Raw genomic sequence first — 25,523 nt, 5'->3', positions numbered from 1 at the left:
AAATCTATTATTTCTTCCTCCCAATGTACAGCAAATGAGACGAGATTCCCAATATGGAAGGGTCTTTGGCGGCTTCAATCATATATTGCATGAGTTCATCATACTCGCCACGCTCTTTCCAGTATTGCTGCTGCTCGTCCGTGAGCATCGCTCTAAGGCTGGATGAACCAATCAAATCCACGGTTTCAAATCCACGTTGCTCCATGAAGGGCGTAACGTCCTGAATATTAAAATAGTATGCTCCCGTAAATCGTCCTTGATCCTGATGATCGAATATACCCTTTTCCACAAAAGAATGGATTGCTGCCATGTTATCATTCGGTTTCCAGTGCTGCGGAGACTGTAACGAATTGATACTCATGCGCATTCGGCTTTGCATGGCTACAAACACCACGCCACCTCGCTTGGTCACACGATACAACTCCTGAACAGCAGCCATCCGCTCCCCTTCTGTCTGCAGATGATATAACGGCCCCAGCATGAGGGACGCATCGTACGTCTCGTCAGCAACACCGGAGAGAGAAGTGGCATCGAGAACATGGAACCCATCGAATTGCTGTGCCAAACCAAACTCCTGAGCCTTTTGCCTCGCAGTATCCACGGAGGAAGGTGTCAGATCCGATAAAGTGACCTGGTACCCCAGTTTCGCAAGCTCCATGGCATACTTCCCCGGGCCAGCCCCATTATCCAGAATAGAGCCAGTATCGGGGAGATGTTCCCTGATGTAATGCATGTTAATGATGAATTCAATCGGTTCCCGCTCCAGTCTGCCCCACTCATCAAACCCGGAATAATATTTAATAATGTGATCTCTCTTCATCGCTCTGACACCTGCCTTTTCTTATATGTAGACCACCTAACCATGTTCAAAATTTTAAATTCCAACCAGTATATATTCACTAAATATTTCCTGTCAAACAAAAAAACGTTCAATTCCCATTGATTGCGGAAGTGAACGTTTCTCAATCTTATATCTTTTTCACAAACTCGGATTTCAGCTTCATCGCACCCAAACTGTCAATCTTGCAATCAATATCATGATCCCCATCAATCAGGCGGATATTCTTCACTTTCGTACCCTGTTTGACCACGAGTGAGCTGCCTTTTACCTTCAGATCTTTAATGACCGTAACGGTATCGCCATCACTTAGCACATTTCCGTTGGCATCGCGGATTACTTTTGCATCCTCTGCATTCTCATTGTCTGCTTCCAAAGACCATTCATGGGCGCACTCCGGGCAAACCAACAGGTTACCATCCTCGTACGTGTACTCTGAATTACATTTGGGGCAGTTAGGCAAATTAGACATATGTATTAAACTCTCCATTCTACGATTGGCATTCCCGCAAGTATACGGGATTTCGACGGTATATTCCATACGCTTGGTCACTGCATGGATGGATTTAAACCAAATTTAAGGTTCATGCCTCCCTCACTTTAAGGGTAACTACTTATGATGTAACTAATAGATACGCACTACACATACATGAATTTTAATGTCTCTATGAATGTTATTATATTTAAAACCAAAGGAGTTCCTGCTCATGTCCTCATATGTTTTCCCTGTGCAAACGGCTTTTTTGATCTTTGTTGTTGCGGCCATGTTCCTGCTGGTGCCGTGGTTGATCTATGGGTATCGTAAAGACGGTTTCTTCAGCTGGTCACGGTTTAGCATCAGCTTTTCGTTTATCTTTTATATTCTGGCCGCCTATTGCCTCGTTATTCTCCCGTTTCCGACTACGCGAGATACCTGTGCGCAGCAAGCCGCTGACACGATCTACTTCAATCTGGTTCCATTCACTTTTGTCAAAGACATCATGAAGGAAACACCCATTGTATGGGCCCAGCCTTCCAGCTATCTCAACATGATTCAGGGCAGAGCCTTTCTGCAAGTGTTGTTTAACGTCCTGCTTCTCATGCCGCTGGGTGTATATATCCGTTATTTTTTTCAAAAGAGACCATTCTGGAAGTACGCCCTGCTTGGTGGATTCGGGCTTTCCTTATTCTTCGAGATCACTCAAATCACCGGATTCTACGGGTATTATAGTTGTCCTTACCGCCTTTTCGATGTGGATGACCTGTTGTTGAATACTTCGGGAGCGATCATTGGATTCTTCACAGCGCCCATCCTGCTTGCTTTATTCCCATCACGTGCAAGCATTCAGGCGAAGAGTGAACAGATCGTGGAGCAAAACCAAGTGTATACTATGCCTCAATTGCTCGCGTTAATTATTGATGGAGTCGTTGTTGTCTTCCTTTCGAATCTAATCTCCATCTTTACAGCGTCTGATGTGATCAGTGATGCGCTAAGTACATCCATTGCTATGGTCATTGTACTGTTCTTCATACCTTGGGTGCGAAATGGGGTAACTCCAGGCTCGGCCATCTTGCGATTCCGCTATGTGAATCTTCAGACCGGCACACCTACCAGTGAATCGTTATTCAAAAGATTTGCCGCACTCTATGTTCCATGGCTGCTCGTTACGATCATTCGCTTGGTCAACGATTATGCTTTTTCAGGTCATCAGGATGTTATGCTTCAGCCTTATCAAATGTGGATCTCCTTGGGAACATTTGGCATCTATATGTTAGTCTACGCCGTACTCTTTGTTCATGTCTTGATCGTACTCTTCTCCCGTGGGAAACGTTCCTTCTACTTCGATGAGGTGTCCCGCACACGTGCCTCTCGTAAATAATATTGGAGGATAACAAGGTATAATGTACCTCTAATTAGTGCTTACGTTCTGCTTACTATTCTGCCAGATTACAAAAAAGAGGACGTTCATTCTGAGAATGAATGTCCTCTTTTGATCGGGCGCATAGCAGTTATTCAGAGTATTCATACACAATAACCCACCTGGATTACAACCCTAACAGCTCTCGCTTGGATGCATCCGGATCATGTACGACCTCGATCTCATGGTTGAAGATTAGTGTCGCACGATCCTGCTCATATTCAGGCCAGTTCACACCTGCAACTTCAGGTTGGCCATTCTTGGCAAAGGAAATCCAGGCATCCTGTACCTTGAGGGCAAGTGCCGCCGCGGCCTCATCCGGCTCTGCATTCATGAATTTGAGGACATGCAGTGTATTAAACACAAAGAACATTTCGATGCTGTGAATCGCTCTTTTTAACAAGGGATGTTCCGGCATCACCCAATCAAATCGATACATCCACACCGGGGCATACTTCTGCTGTGCCGCAGCATATCGCAGCGCTGACCGCCAGAAGAACATATCGGTCATGACTTGGGCTTGTCCATCTGCCGTTTTTGGATAACTATCCGCGATGGCTACCCGGTTCTCCAGATCTGGCGTCATAAAGTCTACGCCCTGAACCATATCGATTTCTTTTGAAAAAGGTACATGTGGCTGGATGAACAGTGCACCCTCGTGTAATGTCGTACCAATCAGCACCGGAATATCCTGCGCTGAGCCTTCGCTCACTGCCTGAAGTGGCATCTGTGGTAGTGTCTGCCCATCCAATACAGGTTGGAACAATAATGCCATACCTGCCCCGCTCTGCTGTTTGACCGTTTCACCCGCTGCAATAATCTGCTCTACAGGAAGTGTATTTAACTTCTGCAGGTTGTCCCGGTCCACCCCAAGAATCTTTAACATTCCTTCCCGCAACGCTGAAGCTTGCTCTGCCGGCATGAACTGAGATGCACCGCTCTCCATAATGGCACGTTGGAAAAGTCCTTTGGCCGCTGGCATCGCCATCAGTGCCGCAATACTCATACTGCCCGCTGATTCGCCGAACACCGTAATTTGATCCGGGTTACCACCAAAAGCAGAAATATTATCCTTCACCCACTGTAATGCCGCAACCTGATCCAGCAGACCTGCATTGGATACATATGAATCACCCAATGGAGCCATATGCAGGAAACCCAAAGGTCCTAATCGGTAGTTGATCGTCACAACGATGACGTCCCCCCGTACCGCTAACTGTGTGCCATCATACATCGGCTGGCTACCCGAACCTGACACGAAGGAACCGCCGTGAATCCATACCATGACCGGCAGTGGTGTTGCTCCTTTTTCCTTAGGTGCCCAGATGTTCAGATATAGACTATCTTCTGACTCATTCGGAATTTCTGTCTGGCCTTCTGGTTGATGATTTCGTGGTTGTATATTCTCAGGTCCAAATTGCGTGGCCTGTCTGATTCCATCCCATGACTCAGGCTGTACCGGAGCCTTGAAACGCAGCTCACCTACCGGAGGTTTCGCATAGGGAATGCCTTTCCATACGCTTGCATCGTGCAAAAGTTCGCCTTGAACGGTACCATATGTCGTTTGAACCTGAAGTTCTCTCATGCCACTTCTACTTCCTCTCCGTAAATAGGTTAAATTAACGAGTATGTGCATATCATGTGTACTTATTTGAGTATAGTTTGTAGTCATACCCATTTACAACTTTACCCAACTCTAGCCTCCCCTGCTACGTTTCACGTGGAACTTTATGGGGTGGATGATTTAATACATACCTTTAAGATGGACACCAAAAAGGCCACCCTTTGAGCAATGTCATCAAGTTTAACTTGTCTTAATGACATTGACCCTTAGCATGACCCTTTCCCGTTGACTATCCAAATAACTACCCTTTTACAGGATAACGCACCGTAAACTCGGCACCCTCAATCCATTCGCTCGTTACAAAGTTCCGCCCCTTTACAACCACTCGATCTTTATAAATCTCCACATGAAGCCCTTCGCTGCCCTCCAGATGTTCATCCTGATCCGTCCAGAGATAACCTACTGACGACGCATTGAACATCGTTGGCATGTGGCCTGCACCATCGTACATCGTATGCTGTGCCTCCAGCTGCCAATGGGTGTGACCCGAGAAAAGGATCGCTTGCGGGTATTTGGCTAGAACGGCCTTGAGTTCCGCATCCTGATTCACACCATACCAGCCTTGTTCCTTCATCGATCCTGCCACCGTATCCATAAGCGGCTGGTGCAAGAACAGGAAGATGGGATGATCTAGTGTTGCACGCTCAGACAATTTCGCATCCAGCCACTCCAATTGTTCAGCCGACATATCACAATCCTTCGGGTGAGGTTGCTCGGTGCCCAGGAAAATATAATGATACCCATCGATCCAATGATCGTGGTAAGAGCCTCTCATGCCGGTTGTCCCTTCAAAATCACTTAATCGACGTTGCCATAACCCTGCGACTGTAATGGGGTCTACTCCTGAAGAGATCGGTCCCCCGTCTTGGCCCTCCTGCTCAGAAGTTACAGCAGACAACGTATATTTCCCGACGGATAGTTGCTCAATTAGTGCAGCTGATTCAGCAGCGATTTGTTTTGTGACCAGTTCCATATCTGCTTCCTGCTCCAACAACTCGGCTACTTCATCCTCTTTCATCTCAAGTAAAACGATCGGCGGATTTTGCCATACCACGGCTCCAATATCATGGTTACCTACCGTGTACCGGATGTCTGGCAAACTCTCGGCATGCTGCTTCCATATACGTTGCAACTCACGATATTCGCTCGGCAGCCCCCGATCCGTCACATCGCCCACATGCATAATCCCGCTGCTCCCCTGACTGAATGTAGCTATGTCGGCTAATGCTTGGTCCAGATGCCGGTTATGAATATGGTCTGCCTCATCTCGCACATGTGTGTCCGTAATAACCTGGAAGCTGGCAATAGGTTGCTCAGGTGTATGTTCATTTCCCATCAAGAATCACTCCATTTCAGTCCAATAATGCCAGTCAGAATAAAACCGATCCAGACCATCGACGTGAGCCGCAGACGTTCACCGAAATAGTAATGCCCTACAACACCAATGAGCGTAATGCCCACGCCAGACCAGATCGCATAGGCTACAGCCAGCGGCATATACTTCACTGCAAAATTAAGAAAGGTAAAGCTTGCGCCATAACAGACAAACATCAACACCGAAGGCCATAACCGCGAGAATCCATCCGATACTTTCAGCAAAATGGTAGCGCTAAGCTCCAGCCCGATGGCCATTGCCAACAGGACCCCGCCCAGGTAAGCATGACTGTTCGTCATCGATTCAGCCCACCATTCATTAATTCATGGAAGGATTGAATCGTTCTATCCGCCAAGCGGATTTTTCCCGGTTCTCCAATGCCAATCCTGTACCCCGCACCAGCGGTTCGTGCCATCTCCATGTCTCCGTCCGTATCTCCAATGACCACCGTATGCTGCACAGATACACCCAACCGTTCACAGGCAAGCAGTAGCATATCGGGAAAAGGTTTGCCCCGCTCCACTAGATCCGTACCAATTACCACGTCAAAAAAGGCATCCAGTCCCATCCACTGCAAATGTTTTACCGCACTTGGTGTATCATCTGCCGTCACTACACCCATAACCACGCCTTTGGTACGGCACTGTTCAAGGAATTCACGAACGCCCGGTAACGGACATGCTGGACGATGCTGCTCCATCTCTTCCTCCGCTCGCGCCAAGCATCCCCGAACCATAATCTTGGCTTCCGCCCAGCTGAGACCCGCACGATATCCATGCCACGTCAGCAGGGCATACACTTCATCCATGGTTCCCATCGCAAGCGGCCCTCTCACGTCATACCCATTCATTCGGCCTTGTTCATCGTGGAATGTACCCCAGATCTGCGGAAGTTCATCTGTTTTGATACGCAGTCCTCGGATTGCCAACTGATCTCTGAAGTCGTTCAACACACAATCGGTCCAGAATCCCCACATACCTGTAAAATCAAGCAATGTCCCGTCCTTGTCGAACAAAACGGCTTCAACCGGATTCCGTAATCCGTCCACATACGTCTCATCTTGCATTGGTTAAACTCCTTGTCTGCGATCTTGTATGAACGGAAAGGACGGTACAGCATGTACCGCCCTTTTCGCGTGAGTCAATTGCCTGTATACGTTTCTTATTTCGTTACACGATCCAGTTCTTTCTGCGCTTTCTCTTTCGCTTCCTTCAGCGCTTGTTCAGCTGGCATATTATTGATCTGCACCTGATCAGCTGCATCCTTCAATGCATCATTGATCTTGCCACCCGTTGGATCCTGGAATGGAGCCGAAGCGTGAGCTGCTTGTTGCAGTGGTACGGTGATCTGTGGATTTTCCTCACTGAATTTCATGAACTCTGGATCTTGTTGAGCCGATTGACGAACTGCAATATATCCGGTGTTCATGGACCATGAAGCTGTGTTCGAAGTCTCAGAGAAATACGTAAGCCATTGGTAAGCTGCCTGTTGTTGTTCAGGACTTGCAGCTGACGGAATACCTGCCGAAATGGCACTTGCTACCGGTTTTCCTTCACCAACGCCTTCCCAGCCTGGTTGTTGCATCGCAGCGACTACGCTAAAGTCCAAGTCACCTTGGTCACCACTAGATCCCGTGTAACCCGCTGCTTTATTCTTCATCACATCATCAATCGTTTTGTACCAGTACTCCCAGCCCTGACCTCCATAGTGAATGCCCATAATCTTGTCTTCGTTGATCCATTTACGGAACAAGTCCCATGTCTCGATCCATTCCGGGGAGTCGATCATGACGGTTTTGCCATCGTCGCTAAGAATCTGTCCGCCCTTACCCAGCACGGCGTCGATCATGTTACCGCTACCCCACATCGGTTCCCAACCGTAGAAGGTGGTCTTGCCATTCTCTTGCTTGCTCATCTTGGCTGCTGCCTCAGACAGCTTCTCCCATGTCGTCAGACTCGCTGGGTCAATTCCGTTCTCCTTGAACGTATCCATGCGGTAATACATGATTTGAGTTGTACCGTACATTGGCAAAAAGTATTGCTTTCCATCCACCTGTCCCTGGTTCAGGAATGTCTGAATGAAATCGTCTTTCTTAAAATTCGGATCAGCGGCAATCATCTCATCCATGGGTGCATAATATCCTTTACGTGCCCAGTCTATATTGGAGCTGAGTACAGCGGCTGGAACCTTCTTGGAAGCAATCGCTGCTTGCAGCTTCTGTTCCGTTTCCGTGTAATCTGCTTGTACAATTCCTTTTACAACGACTTCGTTCTGGGAGGCGTTGAACGCATCAATCGTCTTTTTCATGTTATCGCCCAGATTACCACCCAGACCATACCAGAACTCAATCTCCACCGGATCTTTCGCCTGAGCTTCGGTTCCACTGGCAGCAGCCGTCGTGCCTGATTCTGCGGGTGCTTGTGTTCCACAAGCGGTCAGCAGTGCAAAGCTGGTCGCAAGTACCAGCGACATGCCACCCTTCCAGTTCAACCTCAATCTCTTTTTCCATGTCATGCTTGCCTGACTCCAATTCATTGTTTTTCCTCCCGTTTTAGGTGCATGGTGATTCATATCAGTTCTTGTTCACACCAGCCGTAATGTTCACGCTCTGCATGATGGTCTTCTGGGTAAACAGGAAGAGAATAAGTAGGGGTGCGATGGTGAAGGCACTCGCAGCCATAATCTGAGGCCAAGCAAGTCCATATGCCCCGCCTTCTACAAAGAAGCTGCGCAGACCCGCCGATACCAGCTGTAAATCAGGGTCTTTGGTGATGAGCATAGGCCAGAAATAGTTGTTGTATTGTTCAATAAACGTAATCAGAACCATCACGGCGAAGCTTGAGCGAACAAGCGGCGTGATAATCGTCCAGAGAATCCGGAAGTGGGATGCACCGTCCAGCTGTCCGGCTTCCACCAATTCATGAGATACCTGCATGAACGCCTGCCGGATCAGGAAGATCGAGAACACGCTGACACAGTTGGATACAATCAAGCCTGTGTAGGAATCCAGCAGATTAAGCTCACTAAGCACCAAGTAACTAGGCAGATACACGGCCGTACTCGGTATCATATAACCCACCAGAATCAGGGATGTCAGTACACCTTTGAGACGGAATTTCATATGTGTCAGGGCGTACGCCATCATACTGGAATTGACGATCTGAAATAGACAGATGGCTAGGGCCACCCCGGTACTGTTCAGGATGTAACGGGCAAATGGTGCAGCGTTCCAGGCATCCACATAGTTGCTCCACAGGAACGTCTCCGGCCAGAAGGTCGGCGGAAACTGCCAGATCTCATCATTGGTTTTGAATCCGCTGATGACCATCCAATAGAAGGGAAAGGCTGTACCCAGCGCGATAATGGCTAACAGAAGGTAGCGGATCAATTTACTTATTTTAAAATTCGGTTGTGACACGTTCTGCAACTCCTTGCGCTTCATCCGTTTAGACTTTTTGTTGGGCAATGTCATTGTCATTAGTAGTGCACCAGACGTCTGCCAAGCAGGAAGGATACTCCCGACAGCAACACGCAGATCAGAATGATCACAACGGCGATGGACGAAGCTTCACCTACATTAAAGGATTCAAATGCAGACTGGTAATACATGTACAGCAATGTTCTCGTTGATCCCGCCGGTCCACCCTGCGTCATGACATTGATCTGGTCATAGGCTTGCAAGGACTGGATTGTAAGAATAATCGAGAGAAAAAACGTCGTTGGTGAGATCAGCGGCAATGTGATACTTCTGAACTTATCCCAACCGTTTGCCCCATCGATTGAAGCTGCTTCGAGCAGATCGGAAGGTAGATTTCGTAGCGCAACGAGATAAAATACCATTGCCCACCCAATCGACTTCCAGAGCGTGACGATCAGAACAGCAACCAATGCCCAGTCCGCGTCACGCAACCATCCGATCGGAGATACGCCCACCCAGCCCAGCATCAGATTAGCGAGTCCCACTTCGGGCTCGAAGATCCAAGACCACGCAATGGACACCGCAACTGTCGGGGTAACCCAAGGTGAAAAGAGTAATGTCCGGAAGATGCCGGATGATTTGATTTTGCTATTCATAAGCATCGCAAGTGCTAATCCGCCCACAATAGTTGGGATTACACTTCCAAGTCCGAATAACAAGGTCACTTTCAGTGATCGATAGAATTCAGAGTTTGTCAGCAGATAACTGTAATTGTCCAAACCAACAAACAGCTTGTCCGGGCTCATAAAGTCCCAATCGGTGAAACTGAGATAAACGATATATCCCAGAGGTCCCAGCCAGAAGATCAGCAATGGGATTAGAGCGGGCAGCGTGAATAGTACCGCCTCAGACTCCCTCCATAGTTTTAAACGCAAATCCCCCACTCCTTACTGTCCAATTTTTCTTTAATCATTGGGAATTTTTGAGTATAATCAGCTTTATATTTATTCTGTACAAAATTGATTGTACACTCGTATTGAAAATTCTAATTCAGGCTTATGTTAAAATTGGAGCAAGTCATGTAAAATATGAGGCAGCTAGTGGGAACGCTATCATAAACCAGAGGTGACATTGTGGGAAAAGAAACAGCCGGGAACCCGAATCATTCTTCGTTACCTGATCGGCATGCGCTGAGGGAGAGAGTCATTGAGGCCATCGCCAATACGATGGATCTATATGGGGTTAATCATACGTTTGGCAAATTGTACGGCATCATGTATTTTGAGGATCGACCGATGACACTTGAAGAGATGAAGAATTCAATGAATATGAGCAAGAGCAACATGAGCTATGCGGTTCGGTCACTTACGGAGTCACAGATGATCTATAAACTGGAGGAAAAGAAGGAGCGCCAGGATCAATATCTGGCTGAGACCGACTTCTATCGTACGTTCCAGAATTTCTTCGGGGCCAAGCTCCAACGGGAAGTAGATGTCATGTTAGAAGGCATTCGTGAGGTCATTCCTGACCTGTCGACAATGATCCTTTCGGAACATACCTCGTCCAAAGATCGAGATGATGCACTGCGTGATCTGCACAAACTCCAACATGCGGAGCAATACTATATTTGGCTACAAGGATTCGTGGATCAGTTGCGGGACGGTAAGTTTTACGAGAATGCTGCACACACGCCCGATAAAGAGTAGTACAACTGCGTAAAGAGAATAACTAATGGGTGACCCAAGCGCTAACGAACCTAGACGATCTGACGTACCATTGTTGAGTCACACTAAAGCGCAAAAAGGAGCTGTTCCTAGCCAATGTATGGCTTTTGGAACAGCTCTTTTTTTTTATTCTATCTATTGTATTGTCATATCCTATCCGTCATTAGGGGTTCTCTTTTCCATATGCTACTGCGTTAATGACCCCTTTTTTTCTTTTAAAAATATTACTTTTGCGCTGCAGCTTCGATATCTGCATATGCCCAGTGTGTTGCTGGTACATCACTGAACGTTGGCGTAACTGCGCCAGTTAGGGGTGTGCGGTTGAACAATACATTCAACACTTTCACCGCTTCCGCACGCGTCAGCTTACCGTCCGGTTTGAATGTACCATCATTATATCCTACCATCAGGCCAGCGGTTTGCACGTATGCAATCGCATCTGCTGCCAGCGCTCGCCCATGGAGCCAAGGCCTATGTCGAACCGGATTGGATATCGCTTGGCGAACCTGCACTTCGGGTTAGAAATGCGCTCGTCCACAGCCCCAATGGTGAAGTGATCGAATTCCTTGAAGAGGTTAATTTCGACCGATCCTCATCCTCACCATCATCTACATGAAGTACACAAATAGCCTGTTGCCTCGTTATCCGTGGCAGCAGGCTATTTCATGTTTGGATTTGCTTGGCAAGCACCAGCACACACACCTACCCTACTCTTGCTCTGCATTCCCCAGCGTATACTCGCTTAGCTTTCCTTCATAGACCAGTTGCAATCGTTCACTCTGGCGAAAATCATCCGGTGTCACCAGCGCCGGCAGCTTATTCCACAATTTGATTCCCGAACGCTGTAGAATCTCGGCTACAAATTGGGAGCAGAAGTAGGAGTTACTGAACTCCACCGGTTCCTTGAGCGTAATGCCAATCACGCCGAGCAGATTGTACATATATTTCTGGCGGCTGCGGATGAAGATGTGCAGCACACGTTTCATCTTTTCCACTTCACGATCCGTCACCTGAAGCTTGTATATGACACATGTGGTATTGGGATACTTGCTGTATGTACCTGTCTGAATATCTTCCTTCACAAACCCACCATTCAGCGGATTGCTCGGATGCTTGCGTCCGAAGCTGTACAACTCGGTTAACTCCCGGTCAAACGAGATCGATGCGTGATTATATGGCGCTCGGGTATAACTCTGAATAACCTTGGTAAACAGCGTTCCTGTATTCGTAAGCAGGATATATATGGAGCGTTCATCTGTCATAGCAAAATTTCCCCTTATCAAGTTGGCACTATTCCTTCATAATAACATAGGTACCCTATAATGGAATCTTACTTTGAATAAGCAGGTGATCGGTACGTGAGCAGTTCACTCTTTACACTAACGTTAATCTTCACAGCTTTACTTGTGATACATATCGTGTACAAAATTATTGCAAAGCTTCAGCCAAGCAAAGACTATTCAGGCATCGGCCAAAAAATCAAAACCTGGTGGGGTATGTTTGTGATCTTCTGCCTAGCCACCCTTTTTAACCCCATCGTGTCCCTCATCTCCCTTATGGTGCTTGCATTCTTCTCACTTAAAGAATACTTCTCCATGATTCGCAGCACACGCAAAGCCGACCGCAGGCTGTTCCTCTGGGCGTATCTGGCGATTCCGGTTCAGTTCTACTGGATATACATTGGATGGTATGGCATGTTTATCGTGTTTATTCCCCTATATGTGTTCCTGGTGCTGCCCTTGCCACGCCTGATCAACAAAGGTACGGTCGGGTTCCTGCGCAGTGTCAGCTCTACACAATGGGGACTGATGCTGATGGTGTTTGGGCTGAGCCACCTAGCCTATTTTCCATTTGCCACACCGGAGTACGGGTCCAAGCTGGTGCTGTTCTTGGTCGTGTTAACACAGCTTAATGATGTGGTGCACTATCTGGTCTCTCTCTATCTGGGCAAACGAAAAGTGGTGCCTACCGCCAATCCTTTTGTCACCTGGGAAGGGTTCGCGTGTGCGTTTATTGTAACGACAGCTACGTCTTATTTCATCCATCCCTACCTGACGCCATTTGATTGGAAATTCTCGCTGTTCATCGGAGTGTTGATCAGTCTGGCCGGATTCTTCGGCAGTCTGACGGTGTCTGTACTGAAGCGCGACCTGTTAATCGGGGATGACAACAAGTTCGATTCGCTCAAAAAAAGCTACCTGAGCCGGGTCGATAGTCTGACCTATACCTCTCCGGTTATGTTCCACGTGGTCCGATATTTCTTTGACTTTATGTAGCAACAGATAGATCGGCGATCTTGTAGTCATGTATGTCAAAAAAAGCAGCCCATGTGGCTGCTTTTCCTGTTCAACAGGCTCTGGGCAGAGCCTTCATGATGTGCCTGCGCTACTTCAACGTAATTTCTTTCTCGGACATGATTTCGTTCCCATCATCATTTGTGAAGACAAATGTCGCTTTGCCCCGCTCGCCCTTCATCTCATCCGAATAGATAAAGCCGGAGAATTGTCCATTGCCGCTAAAGTAAAACCCCTCTTTACCATTTCCACCATGTTCAATGGCTTCCTGTAGTGAATTCACAATCGTCACCGTGTTAGACGTCCATCGCATCTCCGTTAGTGTATACCCCTTCGGAACCTGTTTAATTCCAAAATCAAAGCTGTTACCCTCGCTCGGTTTCTCCGACTGGTCAATGACAATATCAATCTGCTCAGACGGTTCAGTGGATTCCGATTGAGCCGTAGGCTTGCCCTCATCACCACTGGCACTACCTTGATCATTGTTATTCTTCGCATCCGCATTCGGAACAGAGTTTTCTCCAGCTTCCTCTACAGGTTGCTTCGATTGCGGATAGGCGTGCTCCTGAACCGATTCGTTATTATTTTTGGCACCACAGGCACTGACGAATAGCGAAATACAGAGCACAGACATGCAAAGTGCAGATTTTTTTATATTTATTTTCATCATCTAATTCTCCCTTCATTTATCTTCAGCACGCATATCCAGCACACCACTTATTAATCACTACACCATATCGTCCCACGTGAAGCTCCATTATATGTAAATGATTAATAAATTCAGTATGTAACTGCACCTCGATGAGTAAAAAAAGAACTCTGTTCATGACGTCATGCACCGTTTATTTTATCGATCAAACCCAGGCAAGACCAACACTTGTCCAATCTGAATGGCGTTATGCTCAATTTTGTTCACTTTCTTGATAGCTTCTACATACACACGAGTGTCCATCTGCTGAGGTTTATGTGCCAATGAAATGCCCCACAGTGTATCTCCCTGAGATACAACGATCTGGTCACCCGACAACAATTGCTCATCCCCGGCAAATGCAGTGAATACAGCACTACACCCTATGATTATAATTAGAGTTATAGTGACGATCTTCATTAGCCAGGTTGGCGTCTTCACACGCTGCATGAATTGATCTTTAACATACATGGTGCGAGACTCGGACGTTTTGGTATAAACGGATTCATAAATACTTTTGTACGTAGAATATCTCATTCTAGTCGACCTCCAGACTTTCATTCCGCTAATCTTTAATTTCATGTTTACCTATGTATTTTTCCTATAACAATGAATGATCAATAACTCACATTTTCGCTATATAGGTATCTTTACCTAAGTTACCCTACCCTGATAGGTCTATACTATCAGTTCACTCTAAACAAATTCTGAACAACCGAATTTCAATGTTATATCCGATTTAATCTATCCAATATTCATGCCTGATTTTCGGCGATGCTTGCTGCAACGTTTTTCTATAATAGGTATAGATAAAGATTCTAATGAGTAAGGACGTGCCCCATGATTTCTGCTGATTTGAAGGAACAATATTACGAGGCGCTTGTGGCCAAGGATTCGGAATACGAGGGTTTATTCTATGTTGGAGTCCGAACCACGGGTGTGTTCTGTCGTCCCACATGCCCTGCGCGAAAGCCAAAATTCGAAAACTGCGAATTCTATGAGACGGCACAGCAGGCACTTCTGGCCTCTTATCGCCCTTGCCAGCGCTGTCGTCCGCTCTCTCACCCCAACCAAGTATCCGATGTCGTTCGCATATTAGTGGAAGCTGTGGAGAAAAATCCGGAGAAACGCTGGAAAGGACAGGATTTCAAGGCCCTCTCCATCGACGAATCCACTGCTCGCCGACAGTTCAAGAAGCGGTTCGGCATGACTTTTGTCGAATATGCTCGCGCTCGCCGCATGGGACTTGCCCTGAAAAATATTCGCTCCGGCCGCACCGTGATTGATAGCCAATTATCTACTGGATATGAATCAAGCAGCGGCTTCCGCGATGCCTTTTCACGGATCATGGGTGCTGCCCCTACACAAGTCGATGAAGGACATATCCTAAAAGCGTCCTGGATTGACACCCGCCTCGGCCCGATGATGGCCATTGCAGATGAGGAGTCGCTATATTTACTGGAATTTGTGGACCGCAGAGGTCTGGAACGCGAAGTTGAGCGTCTGCGCAAACGAACCAAATCAGCGATTGTACCCGGCACTACAGCTCCCATCCAGTCCATTGAGCGTGAACTAAACGAGTACTTTCAAGGTATTCGGACAGCATTCGACACACCGTTGTTCTGTTTAGGAACACCATTTCAAAAGCGTGTGTGGGACGAGTTGCTGGCCATTCCGGCTGGTGAAACGAGGTCATATCAGGAGATTGCAAATGCACTGGGAAAACCGACTGCTTGCCGAGCTGTGGCACAGGCAAATGGGGCCAATCAGCTTGCGATTGTGATTCCATGTCACCGTGTAATTAATGCCAGTGGCGAACTGGGTGGATATGGCGGGGGATTAACTCGCAAAAACTGGCTTTTGACTCACGAGAAACAAAAACAGGGTAGCTGAAAAACAGAATGAAGTAATGAAGTACGCATCAAATGTCCAAAGAAATGCATGATATAACAAAGGAGAGTCAACATAATATGAGTACCTTAGAAGAAAAAGCAACGTTGTTCCAACAATACCATGTGAAAGGAAAACCACTTGTTCTGGTCAATGTGTGGGACGCCGGAAGTGCGCAAGCCATTCAATCCGCTGGAGCAACGGCCATTGCTACCGGAAGCTGGTCCGTTGCTGCTGCCCACGGTGAACACGATGGTGAAGCCATGCCATTCCATCTGGTGCTTGCCAATCTTGCAAGGATTACAGCGAGCGTGGATCTGCCTGTAACGATCGATATAGAGGGAGGGTATGGGAGGGTCTGTGTCAGAAGTGAAGAAAAATATCCTGCAAGTCATCGATCATGGTGCTGTAGGAATCAACATGGAAGATCAACTTCCCGCTGGCTTGGGATTGTACACTGTGGAGGAGCAATGCCCAAGATTGTCCGCCGCCAGGGAAGCTGCGGAGCAGGCAGGCATACCGTTGTTCATTAACGCCCGCACAGATATTTTTCTGCAACATGCACCTGAACACCATAACCACTCCCTCCTAGAGGAAGCACTTATACGTTCGAGCCATTATGCAGATGCAGGAGCCAGTGGTCTGTTTGTACCCGGTTTGCAGGATCACCAACTGATTCAAGAATTGTGTGAGCGTTCACCGCTGCCAATTAACGTTATGGTTACGTCTCCTGAGCCTTCACCAAAACAGCTTGCCGCACTGGGTGTAGCACGTGTAAGCTATGGGCCTTATCCCTATGTGCAAGTTATGGAACACCTGAAAGAACTGGGGAGAAACATTTTATCGGGAAATTAACCGAGGAGGGCATGTTATAATCACCTCTATTGAACATTTACAGGAGGCAATTATGCTTAACGTGGAACAAAAGCTAGAAGTGCTACAATCGTATCCCCAACTGCAACGCAAAGATGTTTCTCTCGGTCGAGTTAATTTCCACTACGAGGAAAGTGCGTATGATAAAAAAATTGTTGCTCTCCATATTCACCCTAACGGTAACGGTTATATCTATGCAGGGCTACTGCCTGACTATGAGACCGATGCTAAAGGATTCGTCAATATTCGTGATTACTCCGAAGCAGATCTGCGCACCTTGTTAGATCAAACGATCCAAGCGATGTCTCACAATCCCAACGCAGTTGAATTTAAAGAACCAGAACAAGTAAAAGCTGCTCCTGCATTGTCTACAACCTCTACGGGTGGCGGAATGTGGATCGATGAAGATGGACATACGCTGACTTTAAAATACGAAGATGACATGTGGTATGTGTATTCCGGTGATAACCTGGATATGGCTTTTGAAACGCGTAGCGAAGCTGGCGAGTATCTCAAAGACGAAGGATTCAAACCGCAGGCTCAGGCTTAACTCATACACATTTCAGTTTGGAATTCCGCACAAAGATTGTTGAATAGGTATATTCAGTGATTTAATATGATACAAAAAAAACACGAGGCGTGTTCGCACTCGTGTTTTCTGATTTACAGGAAGTTTCGCTTAGATTCCTTGCCCAGTTCCTTTATAACTGTTTCCTGTCAGTCTTTTTTGGATTTCATAGTAAGCGGCGCATTCTTCATCATCGGGTACGTAGATAGAAGTAGCGCACCACCAATACATCCCAGAACGGTGAACAATGTCATCATATTCACACTCGAAAACCACTTCATCCACTCCCCAAAATCTGCGAAGATAACGATCAGAGTGATAATTAGGCCTACCCCAAAGAACATAATGAAGAAGTTACGCATCCCCAAGCGCATCCAACAAACCGTTGGGAAGACAGAGATTCCCAGTACAAGAAAGCCGCACATCAGATCGATCCACAGGTAGGATAAGAAATGATATTCGCTTGAATACAACATGCCCGGTTGATAAAGGGTTACGTCAACAATTCCTTTTTCCTGAAGCAGGTGTAAGAGGAAATACGCCACATGCAGAATGATCATGGTGCCTGCAACCATCCATACCGAATTCATATAGAAGGATTTCATGAATTGAATTCGTGTACTGCCCATACCAATCGCAACCGGAAACAGTGTAATAATTCCCCCGATTGCAAACGCACATATCCCTCCGTACATGGGACCAAACAGTTGCGTAGCATACGAGACATCAAATATGAAGCCAATGGCCAAATATACAACGGTGAGCATTAGAGCGATGGATGAAAATATGCTCAGAAACAAACGCATATCATCGCGAATCAGTCGGTTCGTACCTTTTACTGCATTCATGGTTTAACCCCCTCTTGATAACGGGTCCTGTTAACCAAATAATCTTGTAATGTCGCTTTCTCAATGGAAAGCCCCTGCGAATGAGCGATATCCTTCCACATTTTCGAGTAGGGCTCATCAATCATTACTTTTACAGTCGATCCCATATGGGAAGACTCTATAACTTTAACACCTGCTGTGACTCGGTTGATATCGTTAATTCCCCCTGTTAGAAGAACTCCTTTTTCGCGCATCTCTTCCATCGATTGATTTAACAACACCTCTCCAGCTTGCAAAACGATAAGGGACTCACATAAAGGCTGAATCTCCTCAATATGATGACTGGATATCAGAATCAGACGCGGGTTATCTTCATAACTTTCCAGTAGCGCATTATAGAAGAATTTACGCTTCTCAGCATCGAGTCCATTAGTAGGTTCATCCAGAATGGTTATCTTTGCATTACTGGCAAGACCCAATATAATCTGGGCAGCAGTCTTCATGCCTTTCGAAAATTTAATGATCTTTTTCTTCGCCGGTAGTTCGAACACATCGATTAAACGTTCCGCCAAATCCTGATTCCACTGCGGATGAAAATATTGTCCCATTTGAACCATGTCACTAACCGTCCAGTTTTTCCCCAGGGGATGATTCTCCTGGATGTAACACAGATGCTCTTGGGCAGCCAGATTATTATAGGGGTCTTGACCCATGATCTGAACGGTTCCACTGTCCGGGCGGTTATGCCCTGCAAGTAAACTCATCAGTGTTGTTTTACCCGCTCCATTTCTTCCCCAGATTGCACTAATGATTGGCTCATTCTCATGTAGCGTAACCTGGTTCAGAACGGGCGTCTTCTGGTAGCTGTAGTTGACCTGTTCCATATGAATCATAACTCACTCTCCTTATCCTTCTTGCCGCGAATCAGATCAATAATCATGTCTTCATTCATGTGAATCCGTCTGGCTTCTTCAAGTAAAGGCTTGATGTATTCTTCATAAAAATCTTGCTTCCGTTCAACGAGCAATGCTTCTCTTGCTCCCTTTGCAACAAACATTCCAACACCTCGCTGTTTGTATATAATCCCCTTGTCCACGAGCTCCTGCAGTCCTTTGCGGGCTGTAGCCGGATTGATATTGTAGAAGCGTGACAGTTCATTGGTTGAGGGAACCTGTTCTTCCACCTTCAATCTGCCCTCCACAATATCGTCCATAATCATCGTGGCAATCTGATGAAAAATAGGCTGAGATTCATCCAAAGTCGATTTCATGTGCTTCCAACTTTCATACGTATTCATTAGTCAGTTAGTCGGTTAGTTACTCATGTAACTAACTATAGTATACAAAGACGCAAATGTAAATAGGCGAACTTAATTCATCGCCTTTCCTACCTTTGCTCTGTTGTATTGATTAATAAGCCCGTCCAGGACTACGGATTGCTGGATCACTTCCGGATGAAGCAGACTGCCGTATTCCATATGCATGCGATATAACAATTGTCTGGCATCTTCGATCCGTGATATCAAATCCAGGCGATCCATAGTATCCCTCCTTTTTGTCATATTTTAGTGTATTATGCCAATCATAAGCGCATGTGAGATACGACATACTTATTCTTCCACTTTGATACACAAAAAGAACGCTTCTGAATAAATCAGAAGCGTTCTTTACCTTTATTAAGTTCCAAATCCATGATCAGCGGGTCTCATAATTTCGGGGTTCGGGATTTCCTTGCCTGGGACAGGTTCCGTAGCAGGGGCTACGATGAATACAACGATACTACAGGTAGCTATCAGCAAAGCCAACTTTCTCTTCATTGAGTTTCTGCACCTCACTAATTATCATTTTGTATTGCTGTTTCGCCGTCTCAGATGCAAATTCCCGGTATTGCTCAAACAGTCCGACACCTCTAAGCATACCTCGTCCACTGCTAATTTCAATAGAAAATTTTAAACTATCCAGCACAAATTCTATACCTAAATGATACTCGTCTTTCTTTAGATAATATGCGCCCAAGTCTGCTAAAAGTCGTAAATATCGATCATCTGTAACTTGTCTGCTTACTTTACCAATTCGGTTACTCTGTTCCTGATAAGTGAAGTAGGATTCATACTGTTTGAGTACATGATCTATATCCTTATCATAGCGATTAGCCGCTGTTACAATATCACAAAGCGCTGGGAATATCTCATTTTCCTTCGTTGAGATATACGCCAAATAATCAGGTAACACCTCAAAATGACCGCCCATTAAATGATATATATATCGATTAGCTTCAGCCCATTCTTGAAACTGATTCATAACTACGATTTCATCTTTATCCGGGTTCCTCACCCAGCGATTATCCGAATATAAAGAAACATATTTAAGTGCCCCAGTGTAGTCCTTCAAATGATAACAGGCACTTCCTGCAGCTAGATCGGAGTATAGAATATAGAAAATAATTGGTCTTTTGGTCTCTTCTTGTTTCCGTCGGCCATTCATCTCATAATGGATGGAAGCTTTCACTTTCAATTTTTCAGATAACTCCTGAACCTTGTCCCATCTATGCAATGCTCCAAAAGCATTAATCAGTTCGTTAAGCGCATCCAACTGGTAGCGTTCATCCAGCCGATCCACATAATATTCGAACCGAGATGCAATAATCAGATTCCGGTGCTGATCATTGGTCAGTCCCAGCCTGAACAGTCGGTACTGACAGAGTGCAAGCCGCTCGGAATGTTGCATTTTCTCGCTTTCAGCAATGTTTTCATATAGAAGAATGGCTGGTTTGAATTTACCTGCTTGGTAGAATTCTTCAGCCACATCAAATAACAAAGGAATATAGGATAGATTATCCATCATCAGACGAATAACCTCTTCAATACAGTCCAACTTGTCCAACTCGGCACAGCGATGAAGGAAGGGTCCCAGTCTTCGCCAGTCCGGGGTCGCGTGTACAAAACACTCATCTATGTATAACTCATAGAAGTAACCTTCTTCCAGTCTCATGGCGGAAGTAATGCGATCCAACTGCTGCATGGCAATAGGCCGATTTTTATTCAAGATATTGCTGAGCGTACCCGAATTAATCCCTGACGTTTCCGAAAAATGACTAATGGACATCTGTTCACGCTTCAGATAACTTTCCAAGTGATCGCGTATCGTGGTTGTCGACTCCAAACGAACACCACCCTCCAAAATAAAAAACATAAACGGGATTATCGGTATGCAAAAGTAATTATATGTAATTAGAAAGTATCGGTCAATATGATAATTTCAACTAATTTGTATTAAAACCATTTTAATCCTTTTATAAAACGGACAATCCTATCCTTATTTTATATCGGAAACACGTCTGGCATCAAACCTGAAAATAGACAAAAAACACGAGCCATCCACGGGCTCGTGTTCTCAACTGACTCAGCAGTCAGTATACTCACTATAACTTGGATTTAAGGCAGTATATTACCTGCCGCACGGTAAATTTCATACCACTCTGGACGAGTGAGATGAACATCTCCTGCTTTTACACAGTCTTGCAGACGTTCAATATTCATCGTGCCTGTCACAGGTTGCATCTGTGCAGGGTGACGAAGCAACCATGCAATTGCAATCGTTGTATTGCTCACGTCATACTTCGCAGCAATCTCGTCAATCTTTGCATTCAATTCCGGGAACTTGTCGCTACCCAGGAAGACACCTTCGAAGAATCCGTACTGGAACGGAGACCAAGGTTGAATGGTGATATCATGCAGACGACAATAATCCAAGATACTGCCGTCACGGTTAACCGCAGCATCGTTCTCCATGTTCACATTGATTCCACTGTCAATCATCGTCGTATTGGTAATACTCATCTGCAACTGATTGGCTACCAGTGGCTGTTTCACGTATTTTTTCAACAATTCGATCTGGTTCGGATTCTGGTTGGATACCCCGAAGTGACGCACTTTACCTTCGCGCTCCAGTTGATCAAAGGCTTCAGCCACTTCCTCTGGCTCAACCAATGCATCAGGACGGTGCAGAAGTAGAACGTCAAGATATTCCGTCTTCAAACGTTGCAGGATGCCATCGACTGAATTCAGGATGTGCTCTTTGGAGAAATCAAACATGCCTTTTCGGATACCGCATTTGGATTGAAGAATCATATTTTCACGAACTTGGGGATTCATCTGTACCGCTTCGGCGAAGATCTCCTCACATGTTCCTGTACCATAAATGTCGGCATGGTCAAAGAAATTCGCGCCAACCTCCATTGCAGAACGAACAAAATGTTCGGCTTCCTTACCGTCTAGTGAATTAATCCGCATGCAGCCCACCGCGACTACAGGTACTTCTAGTGCACTGCTGCCCAATTTAATCGTTCTCAAGATGTTTTCCCTCCATATTCGAATATTATCGTGTATCTTACCTTTGATTGTGACATATATCTGCAATCGGTTTCAATAGCTTTATCCTACATTCATATGGAGAAATGATAGGTTCTTCGTTCCAGCCTATAGATCCAAAAGAATAAGTTATACTTCTTCCGGTATGATAACCTCAATGTGCCTTGGCAGGACACGGATATGAATCGGAAGGGCAGGACCTTCCTCCCCATCTACATTGGTGCGGATGGCTTCCACTGAACGGACATGGACATCTCTGGCTGTAAAATAGTCTACATCTTTATGGTCTTTCAGACTACCAAATAACAGGGAAGTGCCCAGGGTCAGGCTGTTGAACACACTGATATTACGAACAACAAAGCAATGTATCAGACCATCGTCCACCTCTGCATCCGGAGACAACTTCTCGAATCCTCCGACCGAGTTGGTCAGCGCCGCCAGAAAAAGTGGCGATTCCCCCTCCCAGATCTGTCCATCATACTCGATGGTTAGATGATTGGCTGGTGTATTCACCAGGTCTTTCAAGCCTTCTTTCAGATATGCGAATGATCCCAACTTCGACTTTTCTTCCGAGGATACGGAGAACAAAGCTTCTGCCAAAGAACCCGCAGCCACAACGTTGGCAAACAGGCGATCATTGATTTTCCCCAAATCCACGATATGGGTCTGATTCGAACGTAACTGCCTAATGGCTTCTTCCGGGTCAAGCGAGATATTCAGCGCTCGTGCAAAATCATTCACCGTACCTAGCGGTATAACGCCTAATCGGGGACGATAATCCTGATCCATCATGCCATTAATCGTCTCATGCAGCGTACCATCCCCACCAATAGAGATGACCAGATCACAGCCGTCTTTGCAGGCACTCAGGCAGTAGTTCGTGGCATCACCTTCCCCGGCTGTCTCGTTAACCACCACCTCATACTGCTGTGACTCCAGAATCTCTCTGACTTGGGACACATACTGCTCGGCCTCTTCCTTACCTGACGATGGATTACTAATGATCATGGCTTGGCGCATACTCACATCTTCCCCTCCACATTGGCATCTTTACTTCATCTATACCCGTTTCAAGGGTGGGTTGAATAGCGTCTACGGGAGATGTTCCATTTTTTTGATAAATATTTCTCTGAAGAGTGCAGAGCAGGGTTTGTTTCATATAGAATAGAAGTAGAGAAATAACCATTACGAAATTTCTTGTTCCTTTTCCCTGTTGACGGGTTAATAACTATAGATGTGCTTTTAGCCGAACCTACATATGTGAAACTCTTCAATTCACACTGAACACTCCGTGGGCAGATCAACCTTCCGGTCGCTGTTATCGTGTAAATACTATACTTATCTAACTCAATCTGTTCGGATTATTTTATAATTCTAAAAATCGGAGGGAATGCATGCAATGAGAAGAATGACGCTACTATTGCTAGTATTCATCCTGAGTCTCGGGGCATCGGGGCAAGCCATGGCTTACACGACTACAGACTTGGGCGAGGGAATCATTGAAGATCCCGCTTTGGAGGACGGACTGAAGTTAATCCTGAACAAACCTCTGGATGTGCCATTAACTTCAACGGATCTGGAGCAGCTTGAGGTGGTAGATCTGAGCAATGCAGGTATTCACAGCCTGACTGGTCTCGAATATGCAACCAATCTGACTCACCTCCGATTATATGGGAATGAGATTGAGGATCTCACACCGCTGGAGCACCTAACCCAGCTTCGCGAGATCGATGTTCGCAATAATTACATTACATCCATAGACGCACTTGCTGAATTAAAAGACTTGGGACGGCTGTATATCAGCAACAATTCCATTTCTTCCATAGAGGTTGTACGTGGGTTCAACCGATTACATACGTTCCACGCCAGCGGTAACCAGATTGCCAGTCTTGCGGCCCTCTCGGATGCGGATGCACTGAAGTGGCTTGAGATCTCGAACAATACGATTAACGATCTGACACCGCTCATGGGTAAAACCCAGCTCCAACAACTCAATGTAGCGAATAACCAGATTCAGACGCTGGACGTACTGGCTGAATTGCCAAATACATTGCGGAATCTGAATGTGGCAGGTAATCAAATCACGGATCTGACACCACTGGAGCACATGACACGCCTTCGGACACTTGATATCTCTGGTAACCAAGTACAGCACCTCAAGGGGCTTGAGGGAATGACTGGGCTGACGGAACTAAATGCAGAGTCCAATCAGATCTATGATCTGGAACCTTTACGGCAGCTTTCCAGCCTGGACGTGTTGAAATTATCCAACAACCGGGTGTGGGATCTGACACCGATCGCAGGTTTTACGTTTACCCGTGATCAGTCAGCGACAAATGCTATACAGGATATCTCGGCGTCTACCTCTTTATCCTCCGGTATTCAGACTTCTGTCTCAGAGGTTGAGCCTGCCGGGCTCACGGTGCAGAACAACTATCTGGATGTTGTGAGTGGCAGTCATACGATGCAGCTTCTGAACCGGATGAATGTGCGGGAGCAGAAACGAACGCCGCAGGGCAGCTTCCAGCGTCTGATTGAAGGGTCTACCACCGCCTATGTCGGGGACCGTGCTTATGCACTGGATGCTGCACCTTTTATCGATGAAGGGCGCACCTATGTGCCTCTGCGTTTTGTCTCGGAGCAGTTAAACGCCCGTGTGAACTGGAACAGCGGTACGCGGGAAGCCGTGATCACACAGAATGATAAGACCATCCGCTGGAGCGTGGGTAACAAACAAGTTGTCGTGAATGATACACTTGCGATCAATGATGCTCCTCTTCTGATGAAAAATGGTAAAGCTTTTGTACCGGTTCGCTTCATCTCGGAGCAATTCAATACCTCTGTTGGTTACATCGGAAGCAGCAAAACGATTCTGATTTTTGAAGATAAACAGCTTGGTGAGAGTGTACAGCCTTAAGAAAAACATAGCGAAAGTCCCCGTCTGAACGATCAGCGGGGATTTTGGTTGTGTTAAGACAGTTGTGTTATAACATTGGATAATGGTATATAGACATCGCCGATCACAAGCAAATACAGCATACGATCTCTCTGTGCGAATACGAACTCGTGATGCTCTATCTTGGATTAGGGTAAATTTCACGCGGTTTAGCATATCTTCTTTTACAGCGGCAGTTGTT

Annotated in this window: 28 protein-coding genes and 1 pseudogene; 9 read left to right on the top strand and 20 right to left on the bottom strand. The window is 46.1% G+C overall.

The features are described from left to right. Nucleotides 1–7: 7 nt before the first annotated feature. Entirely contained in the window at nt 8–820 is an 813-nt protein-coding gene (locus QF041_RS21500; RefSeq protein WP_307415595.1) for a class I SAM-dependent methyltransferase, read from the bottom strand. Between the two features lie 148 nt (nt 821–968). Further along, complete coding sequence (locus tag QF041_RS21495) at nt 969–1,310, bottom strand: zinc ribbon domain-containing protein YjdM (RefSeq protein ID WP_169482263.1); 342 nt, start codon at nt 1,308–1,310, stop codon at nt 969–971. Nucleotides 1,311–1,545: 235 nt separating this feature from the next. On the opposite strand from QF041_RS21495, the gene QF041_RS21490 reads away from it, so the two are divergent. Further along, nucleotides 1,546–2,697, top strand: coding sequence for a VanZ family protein (locus tag QF041_RS21490; protein WP_307415594.1), 1,152 nt, complete (start codon nt 1,546–1,548; stop codon nt 2,695–2,697). Nucleotides 2,698–2,863: 166 nt separating this feature from the next. Here QF041_RS21490 and QF041_RS21485 read toward each other — a convergent pair whose 3' ends face one another. The 7 genes from QF041_RS21485 to QF041_RS21455 form a co-directional block, all read right to left on the bottom strand. Then, nucleotides 2,864–4,321 carry a carboxylesterase/lipase family protein gene (locus tag QF041_RS21485; RefSeq protein WP_307415593.1) on the bottom strand — a complete coding sequence of 486 codons (1,458 nt, stop codon included), beginning with the start codon at nt 4,319–4,321 and terminating at the stop codon, nt 2,864–2,866. Between the two features lie 280 nt (nt 4,322–4,601). Then, entirely contained in the window at nt 4,602–5,696 is a 1,095-nt protein-coding gene (locus QF041_RS21480; RefSeq protein ID WP_307415592.1) for a metallophosphoesterase family protein, read from the bottom strand. Then, nucleotides 5,696–6,034: a DMT family transporter gene (locus QF041_RS21475; RefSeq protein WP_307415591.1), complete on the bottom strand. Its 339-nt coding sequence runs from the start codon at nt 6,032–6,034 to the stop codon at nt 5,696–5,698. The genes QF041_RS21480 and QF041_RS21475 overlap by 1 nt, the downstream gene beginning before the upstream one ends. Next, nucleotides 6,031–6,801, bottom strand: a complete 771-nt coding sequence (locus QF041_RS21470; RefSeq protein ID WP_307415590.1) for an HAD family hydrolase — start codon at nt 6,799–6,801, stop codon at nt 6,031–6,033. The genes QF041_RS21475 and QF041_RS21470 overlap by 4 nt, the downstream gene beginning before the upstream one ends. Before the next feature lie 95 nt (nt 6,802–6,896). Then, nucleotides 6,897–8,270, bottom strand: a complete 1,374-nt coding sequence (locus tag QF041_RS21465) for an ABC transporter substrate-binding protein (RefSeq protein ID WP_307415589.1) — start codon at nt 8,268–8,270, stop codon at nt 6,897–6,899. Between the two features lie 37 nt (nt 8,271–8,307). After that, nucleotides 8,308–9,153, bottom strand: coding sequence for a carbohydrate ABC transporter permease (locus QF041_RS21460; RefSeq protein ID WP_223199815.1), 846 nt, complete (start codon nt 9,151–9,153; stop codon nt 8,308–8,310). A gap of 59 nt (nt 9,154–9,212) precedes the next feature. Continuing rightward, nucleotides 9,213–10,088, bottom strand: a complete 876-nt coding sequence (locus tag QF041_RS21455) for a carbohydrate ABC transporter permease (protein ID WP_036671737.1) — start codon at nt 10,086–10,088, stop codon at nt 9,213–9,215. Between the two features lie 198 nt (nt 10,089–10,286). On the opposite strand from QF041_RS21455, the gene QF041_RS21450 reads away from it, so the two are divergent. Beyond that, complete coding sequence (locus QF041_RS21450; RefSeq protein WP_307415588.1) at nt 10,287–10,859, top strand: GbsR/MarR family transcriptional regulator; 573 nt, start codon at nt 10,287–10,289, stop codon at nt 10,857–10,859. 242 nt (nt 10,860–11,101) lie between these two features. Here QF041_RS21450 and QF041_RS21445 read toward each other — a convergent pair whose 3' ends face one another. Next, the gene (locus QF041_RS21445) at nt 11,102–11,302 is read right to left on the bottom strand and encodes an S-layer homology domain-containing protein (RefSeq protein WP_307415586.1); all 201 of its coding nucleotides are present in this window, start codon (nt 11,300–11,302) and stop codon (nt 11,102–11,104) included. Nucleotides 11,303–11,325: 23 nt separating this feature from the next. Between QF041_RS21445 and QF041_RS21440 the strand changes: the two are divergent. Further along, nucleotides 11,326–11,493: pseudogene (locus QF041_RS21440) on the top strand (VOC family protein); the annotation flags it as partial. Nucleotides 11,494–11,584: 91 nt separating this feature from the next. Here the strand turns inward: QF041_RS21440 and QF041_RS21435 are convergent. After that, nucleotides 11,585–12,139, bottom strand: coding sequence for a hypothetical protein (locus QF041_RS21435; protein WP_169482236.1), 555 nt, complete (start codon nt 12,137–12,139; stop codon nt 11,585–11,587). A gap of 96 nt (nt 12,140–12,235) precedes the next feature. On the opposite strand from QF041_RS21435, the gene QF041_RS21430 reads away from it, so the two are divergent. Further along, a complete protein-coding gene (locus QF041_RS21430) occupies nt 12,236–13,153 on the top strand; it encodes a phosphatidate cytidylyltransferase (protein ID WP_076213755.1) in 918 nt (305 codons plus the stop codon). A gap of 109 nt (nt 13,154–13,262) precedes the next feature. Here QF041_RS21430 and QF041_RS21425 read toward each other — a convergent pair whose 3' ends face one another. Together QF041_RS21425 and QF041_RS21420 are read right to left on the bottom strand one after the other, a co-directional pair. After that, complete coding sequence (locus QF041_RS21425) at nt 13,263–13,841, bottom strand: hypothetical protein (protein WP_307415584.1); 579 nt, start codon at nt 13,839–13,841, stop codon at nt 13,263–13,265. A gap of 177 nt (nt 13,842–14,018) precedes the next feature. After that, nucleotides 14,019–14,396 (bottom strand): LysM peptidoglycan-binding domain-containing protein, encoded by a 378-nt coding sequence (locus QF041_RS21420; protein ID WP_076252012.1) that lies wholly within the window; start codon nt 14,394–14,396, stop codon nt 14,019–14,021. Between the two features lie 303 nt (nt 14,397–14,699). Between QF041_RS21420 and QF041_RS21415 the strand changes: the two genes are divergently transcribed. The 4 genes from QF041_RS21415 to QF041_RS21400 all read left to right on the top strand — a co-directional run bounded on the left by QF041_RS21415 (nt 14,700) and on the right by QF041_RS21400 (nt 17,172). Next, nucleotides 14,700–15,752, top strand: coding sequence for a bifunctional transcriptional activator/DNA repair enzyme AdaA (locus QF041_RS21415; RefSeq protein ID WP_133386327.1), 1,053 nt, complete (start codon nt 14,700–14,702; stop codon nt 15,750–15,752). A 77-nt stretch (nt 15,753–15,829) separates the two neighbouring features. Beyond that, nucleotides 15,830–16,282, top strand: coding sequence for an isocitrate lyase/phosphoenolpyruvate mutase family protein (locus QF041_RS31285; protein ID WP_373461354.1), 453 nt, complete (start codon nt 15,830–15,832; stop codon nt 16,280–16,282). Next, nucleotides 16,164–16,604 carry an isocitrate lyase/phosphoenolpyruvate mutase family protein gene (locus QF041_RS21405; protein ID WP_373461400.1) on the top strand — a complete coding sequence of 147 codons (441 nt, stop codon included), beginning with the start codon at nt 16,164–16,166 and terminating at the stop codon, nt 16,602–16,604. The genes QF041_RS31285 and QF041_RS21405 overlap by 119 nt, the downstream gene beginning before the upstream one ends. Before the next feature lie 52 nt (nt 16,605–16,656). After that, nucleotides 16,657–17,172 carry a hypothetical protein gene (locus QF041_RS21400; protein WP_307415581.1) on the top strand — a complete coding sequence of 172 codons (516 nt, stop codon included), beginning with the start codon at nt 16,657–16,659 and terminating at the stop codon, nt 17,170–17,172. A 167-nt stretch (nt 17,173–17,339) separates the two neighbouring features. On the opposite strand, the gene QF041_RS21395 is transcribed toward QF041_RS21400, so the two are convergent. The 7 genes from QF041_RS21395 to QF041_RS21365 all read right to left on the bottom strand — a co-directional run bounded on the left by QF041_RS21395 (nt 17,340) and on the right by QF041_RS21365 (nt 23,406). Next, nucleotides 17,340–18,038: a hypothetical protein gene (locus tag QF041_RS21395; protein ID WP_307415580.1), complete on the bottom strand. Its 699-nt coding sequence runs from the start codon at nt 18,036–18,038 to the stop codon at nt 17,340–17,342. Next, the gene (locus QF041_RS21390; protein ID WP_307415578.1) at nt 18,035–18,910 is read right to left on the bottom strand and encodes an ATP-binding cassette domain-containing protein; all 876 of its coding nucleotides are present in this window, start codon (nt 18,908–18,910) and stop codon (nt 18,035–18,037) included. The genes QF041_RS21395 and QF041_RS21390 overlap by 4 nt, the downstream gene beginning before the upstream one ends. Next, nucleotides 18,907–19,287 carry a GntR family transcriptional regulator gene (locus tag QF041_RS21385; protein WP_036611682.1) on the bottom strand — a complete coding sequence of 127 codons (381 nt, stop codon included), beginning with the start codon at nt 19,285–19,287 and terminating at the stop codon, nt 18,907–18,909. The genes QF041_RS21390 and QF041_RS21385 overlap by 4 nt, the downstream gene beginning before the upstream one ends. A 99-nt stretch (nt 19,288–19,386) precedes the next feature. Further along, on the bottom strand, nt 19,387–19,557 hold the full coding sequence (locus QF041_RS21380; protein ID WP_017691550.1) for an aspartyl-phosphate phosphatase Spo0E family protein: 171 nt from the start codon (nt 19,555–19,557) through the stop codon (nt 19,387–19,389). Between the two features lie 238 nt (nt 19,558–19,795). Then, complete coding sequence (locus QF041_RS21375) at nt 19,796–21,178, bottom strand: transcriptional regulator (RefSeq protein WP_307415576.1); 1,383 nt, start codon at nt 21,176–21,178, stop codon at nt 19,796–19,798. Nucleotides 21,179–21,450: 272 nt separating this feature from the next. Further along, the gene (locus QF041_RS21370) at nt 21,451–22,368 is read right to left on the bottom strand and encodes an aldo/keto reductase (RefSeq protein WP_076213731.1); all 918 of its coding nucleotides are present in this window, start codon (nt 22,366–22,368) and stop codon (nt 21,451–21,453) included. A 147-nt stretch (nt 22,369–22,515) separates the two neighbouring features. Further along, complete coding sequence (locus tag QF041_RS21365; RefSeq protein ID WP_307417024.1) at nt 22,516–23,406, bottom strand: diacylglycerol/lipid kinase family protein; 891 nt, start codon at nt 23,404–23,406, stop codon at nt 22,516–22,518. A 379-nt stretch (nt 23,407–23,785) separates the two neighbouring features. Here QF041_RS21365 and QF041_RS21360 point away from each other — a divergent pair, with 379 nt between their 5' ends. After that, complete coding sequence (locus tag QF041_RS21360; protein ID WP_307415575.1) at nt 23,786–25,303, top strand: leucine-rich repeat domain-containing protein; 1,518 nt, start codon at nt 23,786–23,788, stop codon at nt 25,301–25,303. Nucleotides 25,304–25,523: the final 220 nt, after the last annotated feature.

It is taken from the genome of Paenibacillus sp. W2I17 (assembly GCF_030815985.1).
Taxonomy (GTDB): Bacteria; Bacillota; Bacilli; order Paenibacillales; family Paenibacillaceae; genus Paenibacillus.
The sequence above is the reverse complement of the archived record's forward strand: the minus strand, read 5'-3'. Positions and strand labels throughout refer to the sequence as shown.